The organism is Rhodanobacter umsongensis (assembly GCF_042654965.1).
Lineage (GTDB): Bacteria > Pseudomonadota > Gammaproteobacteria > Xanthomonadales > Rhodanobacteraceae > Rhodanobacter > Rhodanobacter umsongensis.
The window spans coordinates 459,855-466,340 of the sequence record NZ_JBHSMK010000003.1; the positions used below are offsets into that span (position 1 = coordinate 459,855).

A 6,486-nucleotide genomic window follows, 5' to 3' on the forward strand; every position below is an offset into this window, starting at 1 on the left:
TCACCGCGGTGACGACGACACGGACAGCAGCAGCTGATTACCGGTGGCGTTGCCCGACCCCGCGGCCTGATTGAGTTGCATCACACCCTGGTATCCCCGCATGGCCGACGCTTCGACCGCCGCACTGCGCGGGCCGTTGCCGGATGACGGGATGTTTCCGGGGTGCTGCTCCCCTGCCGACGCTGAAATGGCGGAGGACAGGGAACCGTCCGTCGTTTCGCGTATTCCTTGCGCAGCCAGTTCCCCGGCAACGGCATTGAGCTGCCGATTGCCGCTGCCGCTGGCCTGATTGATCGCTGCGAGCCCGCTCCCCTGCATGTAAGCCGCGCCGCCGATGCTGGCGCTGGCTGCGTAGGGGCGGTCGAAGTGGTTGTCCTGCTGTGTCTGTCGGCCCTGGACCGTGACGTTGCCGCCGCTGGCAAACGCGCGCAGGTTGGCCTGCTGGTTGAGGTCGCCCGCCGCCATGTTCACGCTGCTGGCGCCGCTGGTACCGCGCATGGCGTTGCCATCGATACGGCTGTTGGCGAGGTAGCCCAGCATCATTGCGTAGTCATCGTCCGCCGCCCAGGCCGCATCGGCAGAAAGCGCCAGCGCTGCGGCGAGGACCAGCATGGCCGGTAGCGTGCGTCGCGGCGCCATGGCGATCAGTGACCTGCCGGGTTGGAAGGCGCGAGGCCGGGGAGCTGCGAGAACGCGCCCTGGACCTGATTCCCGATGCTGCCGGTGGCGCGTCCGATGCTGCCCATCGGCGCCGCGATGGCGTTGCTGAGGCCATTGGCGCTGCTGGCGGCGCTGCCGGTGTCGGCCCGCGCGCTCATGCGGCCGCCGAGCACCTTGTCGGTGATCCGCTCCAGCGTGGTGCCGTGGGGGCCGCGATTGCCGTTGGACGAGGTCGCATTGAGGTCGGCGTAGTCGGCATCGGAAAGCTCGCCGGTGCCGAGTGCGCCATCCAGTTCATGCCGCGGTGAAGCGCTCACGATCAGCGCCATGCCCGGTGGCGCCTGCCGGTAGGCTGGACGCGCCGATACGTTGCGCAGCACCACGATCTCCCCATGCTGTACCTGCACGGCCTTGTGGGCGTCGGCAGCGATCGCGGGTGCACCCAGAACCAGCATGCCGAGCGCCAGCCATGTGCCAGCGGCGATGTCGCCAAGCCCGACATGTCGATCTGCGTGATGCATGGCTTTCCCCGCTCCCTGACCCATGCACCGGACAAGGCAAGGCGCGTGCCATGAGGGCGGATTCGAGTCACCACAACGGCTGGCGCCGTCCCGGGTCCGATCGGAGACGGTGCATCGGTGTTGCGAGGTTTACAGTCGCAACGAGCGCACAATCACCACGGACGGCACCTGGCTGGGGCCGGCATGGGTTCGCGGCCCATGTAACACGGTCGATACAACGTCCGCCGGGGTTTACAGCCGGCTGTGCCGCGCGATCGTGCAAAGCCGGTGCGCTGCACTTACGATGGCATTCCCCTACGAACTTCGAAGCTATTTCCCCACGCCAGGTGTCAGCTGCCCTGGCCGCCTCACGGATTCCGCATGCAAGCGTACGACGCCACCTTGACCGACCTCGGCAAACATTACTGGCTGCCGGTATACAAACCACGCGAGCTGGTGCTGGATCACGGCAGGGGCGCCCGCGTATGGGATACGCAGGGCCGCGATTACGTGGACTTCGGCGCAGGCATCGCGGTGAATGCGCTCGGCCATCAGGATCCGGACCTGCTCGCCGCATTGACCACACAGGCACACAAGCTGTGGCACGCGAGCAATGTCTTCTACACCGAACCGCCGTTGCGCCTGGCCGAAGAACTGGTCAGGGCCTCGGGATTCGCCGAGCGGGTATTCCTGTGCAACTCCGGCGCCGAGGCGAACGAGGCGGCGATCAAGCTGGTGCGCAAGTGGGCGGCGGCGATGGGGCGCGCGCCGGAACGACGAACCATCATCACGTTCAGGGGCTCGTTCCATGGCCGCACGCTGGCCACGGTCACCGCCACGGCGCAGCCGAAGTACCAGGAGGGCTACGAGCCGCTGCCGGCGGGTTTTCGCTATCTGGATTTCAATGACGGGACCGCGCTGGAGGCAGCCTTCGCTGCGGGCGACATCGCCGCAGTGATGCTGGAGCCGGTGCAGGGCGAGGGCGGTGTGCTGCCGGCGGCGCCGGGTTTCCTGAAGCGCGTCCGCGAACTCTGCGATCAGCACGATGCCTTGCTGGTTCTGGACGAGATCCAGTGCGGCATGGGCCGCACCGGCACGCTGTTCGCGCACACCCACGAGCACGTCACGCCGGATATCGTGACTTTGGCCAAGGCGCTCGGCTGCGGCTTCCCGATCGGCGCGATGCTGGCCGGCCCGAAGGTAGCCGAGGTCATGCAATACGGCGCGCACGGCACCACCTTCGGCGGCAATCCGATGGCGGCCGCGGTGGCGCGTGTCGCGCTGGCCAAGCTGGGTTCGCCGGCGGTGCTGATGAACGTGGAGCGCCAGGCGCACGATCTGCGCGCCGGGCTGGCCCATATCAACCATGAGCTGAACCTGTTCGCCGAAGTGCGCGGCCGCGGCCTGATGATCGGGGCGGTGCTCGCCGACGCGCACAGGGGCAAGGCGGGCGCGATTCTCGATCACGCGGCGGCACATGGCCTGTTGCTGCTGCAGGCCGGGCCAGATGTACTGCGCTTCGTTCCGCCGCTGACCATTACCGATGGAGAGCTGGCCGAAGGCCTCGCGCGCCTGCACGCGGCGTTGAACGGCTTTGCGGCAGGCTGAAGACGGGTTTTCGCGACAGCCATCGATCAGGAGCCTCCCGATGAAATACCTGCACAGCATGGTTCGTGTGCGCGACCTCGACGCCTCATTGCGCTTCTACTGCCAGGGTCTCGGCCTGCGTGAGGTGCGCCGCACGGAAGTGCCGGAAGGCAAGTACACGCTGGTGTTCCTGTCGGCACCGGACAGCCCGGAAGCCGAGATCGAGCTGACCTGGAACTGGGACTCGCAGGAGGATTACGGTTCGGCGCGCAACTTCGGCCATCTGGCGTTTCGCGTCGAGGACATCTACGCCACCTGCGAGCGTTTGCAAGCGATGGGCTGCACCATTCATCGACCGCCGCGTGACGGTCACATGGCCTTCGTGCGCTCACCCGACCTGATCTCGATCGAACTGCTGCAGGAAGGCCATCTGCCGCCGCGTGAACCGTGGGCTTCGATGCCGAATATCGGCAGTTGGTGAATCAGGCAGCCCGAGCATCGCGCAGGGCGCCGCGCGCGGCTTCCAGCGTATCGGCGATGTCCTGCTCGCTGTGCGCGCTGGACATGAAACCTGCTTCGAATGCCGATGGCGCCAGATACACGCCGCGTTTCAGCATGCCGTGGAAGAAGCGGTTGAACAGCGCGGTATCGGCCGCTGTCGCCTGCGCGTAGCTGGTCACATTCTTTTCCGCGCTGAAGAACAGGCCAAACATGCCGCCGACGCGATGGGTGCTCAACGGAATGCCTTCACCATCGGCGACCGATTGAAAGCCGTCGGTGAGCAGACGTGTGCGGGCGGCGAGTTGATCGTGGAAGCCCGGTGCCTGGACCAGTTCCAGCATCGCCAGGCCCGCCGCCATCGCGACCGGATTGCCGCTGAGCGTGCCGGCCTGGTAGATCGGACCGCTCGGGGCAATCTGTTCCATCAGATCGCGGCGGCCGCCATACGCACCCACCGGCATGCCGCCGCCGATGATCTTTCCGAACGTGGTCAGATCCGGTGTCACGCCGTAATACGCCTGTGCGCCGCCGAGTGCGACGCGGAAGCCGGTCATCACTTCGTCGAAGATCAGCAGCACGCCGTGCTGCGTGCACAGTTCGCGCAATGCCTGCAGGTAGCCATCGACAGGCGGGATGCAGTTCATGTTGCCGGCGACCGGCTCGATGATCAGGCCGGCAATGTCCTGCCCTTGTTCGGCGAACAGGGTCTGTGCCGCATCGATATCGTTGTAGGGCAGGGTCAACGTGAGATCGGCGTTGGCCTTGGGCACGCCGGGCGATGTGGGTACGCCGAAGGTCAGCGCGCCGGAGCCTGCCCTGACCAGAAAGCTGTCGCCGTGGCCGTGGTAGCAGCCCTCGAACTTCACGATCTTGGCGCGGCCTGTGGCACCACGGGCGAGCCGGATCGCCGACATCGTCGCCTCGGTGCCGGAGTTGACCATGCGCACCATTTCCACCGAGGGAATCAGCCGGGTGATCATCTCGGCCATGGTGACTTCGGCCGCGCAAGGCGTGCCGAATGAAAGCCCGTCCTTCACGGCGCGCTCAACCGCTTCGCGCACCGCGGGGTGGTTGTGGCCGACGATCATCGGCCCCCACGAGCCGACGTAGTCGATATAGCGCGTACCTTCGACATCCCACAGATACGCACCATCCGCGCGCGCCGTGAAGAAGGGCTCGCCACCGACCGACCGGAACGCGCGTACCGGCGAGTTCACGCCGCCGGGCATCAGTTGCAGGGCGCGCTGGAAGAGTTCGTGGTTGGTCATCGCGTGGATTCTCGATCGGGGGAAAACAAGCTGGCAAAGCTTCGCGCGGCGGCGCGTACATCGGCGGCGCCGAAAACGGCTGAAACCGCCGCCAGAAAATCTGCGCCGGCTTCAACCAGCAGTGCACCATTGTCCGGCGTGATTCCACCGATCGCCACCCGCGGCACACCGAGCGCGGCGCTTTGCCTCAGCAGATCGATTGAGGCGCGCGGTGCCATTGGCTTGGTCGGCGAGGGGAAGAACGCGCCGAACGACACATAGCTCGCGCCGGCGTGGGCGGCCATCCGGGCCAGCTGCAGCGAGTCGCGACAAGCCACGCCGATGACCGCTTGGCTCCCCAGTTCGCTGCGGGCGGCGCCGATGTCGTTCTCCGCATCGCCCAGGTGAACGCCATCCGCGCCGACGGCCTTCGCCAGCGCAATATCATCGTCAATGATCAATGGCACGCCGTGTTCGTGGCACAGCTGTCTGAGGGCAGTCGCTTCGGCGTGACGGCGTGCCGCGTCAACGGTGGGGTCGCGGTACTGCAGGAGGTGTGCGCCGCCGGCAAGCGCCTGGGAGACGACTTCGAACAGGTCCTCGCGAGGCCCGTCGGTGAGAGCGTAAAGGCCGTGGCATGGCCATGGTGCGAACCTGTTCAATCCGATACCTCATGCGTGTCGATGTATGGCCGGCGCATTGCGATGCTTTCGCATTGCCGGGCGAGTTGCGAGAATGCGCCATTCCATGACGATCCAAAGAAGTCCGACCATGAGCCAGAGTTCCACCGAAGCCATTGCCTTGCGTAAATGGATGTGCGTTGTCTGCGGTTATATCTATGATGAAGCCGTTGGTGTTCCTGACGAGGGAATTGAGCCAGGCACCCGCTGGGAAGACGTGCCCGACACGTGGACTTGTCCGGATTGCGGCACCACCAAGGATGATTTCGAGATGATCGAACTCGACTGAGGCCGAGATCGCCTGCAAACGGCCCGATCTCGCCATCGCATTGGCCGGGCCGCCTGCTTTGATGCTCCTGCGCGAGATATCTGCGCGTTACCGGAGGAGCATCCATGCAGAAGTTCATTCCTTTCGAAGATGATTGGGACGCATTGGCGAGCTTGCGTCCCGCCGATCTGATCCCTTATCGCATCGGAATGCTGGACGATCCCGGCAAGGGCGCTCAACGCACTGGCCCGACATCGCCCTCGATCTTCAGCACGTCGCCCACCTCTGCACCCATGCGCCGCGCCGTACCGGCCGATACCTCGAGCACGTAGCGCGCGGGGGCATGGCTGGGGTAGATGGGGCAGGGATCGGACTTGCATGGCGGCACGTTCAACTGCATCGAAACCAGCCGTCGATTCGCATCGAAATAAAGGATGTCGAGCGAGATGAGCGTGTTCTTCATCCAGAACGCCCGCGGCGCGCTCAGGGGGAACACGAACAGCATGCCGTGATCGGCAGCCAGCCTTGTACGCATCATCAGACCGTGTTCGCGGCTGGGTTCATCGGTGGCCAGTTCCGTCGTGAACCTCTGTCCATGTAATACAACGGCAGTCGCCTGGTTGCCGGTAGCGGCACCGGCGCAAGCCGCGAGCAACAGGAATGTCGGTGCAAGCCATCGCTTCATCAGGATTGTCCATTGGAGATGGTGGTGGCAGTTTAGCGGCGCGGCCGCGGACGACCTTCATGGAGAAATCTCCTCGCGCCCTCTTCACAGAGAGCGGACCTGGCGCTATGATTCTCGCCCCTTCGACGAGACGCCCTCTCGCGAAAGTTTCCGCAATGAATCTCGCTGAAGAATTTCTCAACGAAGGTGTTGACGGTCTAAAAAAGCGATGTAGAATGGGCGGCTCACCGAGGACGAAATGTTCTCGTGGCGATCGAGAAATCGGTGGCAAGTGATTGATCTTTGACAGTGTGCGCAGGTGAATTGTGTGGACGTCTTGTGCTGGAGGGTTACGACCTGTCCAAGCAATGCAAGCGTC

The 6,486-nt window shown here is 64.8% G+C and carries 8 protein-coding genes; 3 read left to right on the forward strand and 5 right to left on the reverse strand.

Translation table 11 applies throughout. The features are described 5' to 3' along the window. Together ACFPME_RS07325 and ACFPME_RS07330 are read right to left on the reverse strand one after the other, a co-directional pair. Positions 1-639, reverse strand: coding sequence for a hypothetical protein (locus tag ACFPME_RS07325; RefSeq protein WP_377303627.1), 639 nt, complete (start codon positions 637-639; stop codon positions 1-3). A gap of 5 nt (positions 640-644) precedes the next feature. Next, positions 645-1,181, reverse strand: coding sequence for a hypothetical protein (locus ACFPME_RS07330; RefSeq protein WP_377303629.1), 537 nt, complete (start codon positions 1,179-1,181; stop codon positions 645-647). 360 nt (positions 1,182-1,541) lie between these two features. Between ACFPME_RS07330 and ACFPME_RS07335 the strand changes: the two genes are divergently transcribed. Together ACFPME_RS07335 and ACFPME_RS07340 are read left to right on the forward strand one after the other, a co-directional pair. Continuing rightward, the gene (locus ACFPME_RS07335; RefSeq protein ID WP_377303631.1) at positions 1,542-2,768 is read left to right on the forward strand and encodes an acetylornithine/succinylornithine family transaminase; all 1,227 of its coding nucleotides are present in this window, start codon (positions 1,542-1,544) and stop codon (positions 2,766-2,768) included. Positions 2,769-2,808: 40 nt separating this feature from the next. Then, on the forward strand, positions 2,809-3,228 hold the full coding sequence (locus ACFPME_RS07340; protein ID WP_377303633.1) for a VOC family protein: 420 nt from the start codon (positions 2,809-2,811) through the stop codon (positions 3,226-3,228). A 1-nt stretch (position 3,229) separates the two neighbouring features. On the opposite strand, the gene hemL is transcribed toward ACFPME_RS07340, so the two are convergent. Both hemL and thiE read right to left on the reverse strand, forming a co-directional pair. After that, entirely contained in the window at positions 3,230-4,516 is a 1,287-nt protein-coding gene (gene hemL / locus ACFPME_RS07345) for a glutamate-1-semialdehyde 2,1-aminomutase (protein WP_377303635.1), read from the reverse strand. Continuing rightward, positions 4,513-5,157: a thiamine phosphate synthase gene (gene thiE / locus ACFPME_RS07350; RefSeq protein WP_377303637.1), complete on the reverse strand. Its 645-nt coding sequence runs from the start codon at positions 5,155-5,157 to the stop codon at positions 4,513-4,515. The genes hemL and thiE overlap by 4 nt, the downstream gene beginning before the upstream one ends. A gap of 109 nt (positions 5,158-5,266) precedes the next feature. Between thiE and ACFPME_RS07355 the strand changes: the two genes are divergently transcribed. Further along, positions 5,267-5,464: a rubredoxin gene (locus ACFPME_RS07355; protein WP_377303639.1), complete on the forward strand. Its 198-nt coding sequence runs from the start codon at positions 5,267-5,269 to the stop codon at positions 5,462-5,464. Positions 5,465-5,678: 214 nt separating this feature from the next. Here ACFPME_RS07355 and ACFPME_RS07360 read toward each other — a convergent pair whose 3' ends face one another. After that, positions 5,679-6,128 carry a DUF192 domain-containing protein gene (locus ACFPME_RS07360; RefSeq protein WP_377303641.1) on the reverse strand — a complete coding sequence of 150 codons (450 nt, stop codon included), beginning with the start codon at positions 6,126-6,128 and terminating at the stop codon, positions 5,679-5,681. Positions 6,129-6,486: the final 358 nt, after the last annotated feature.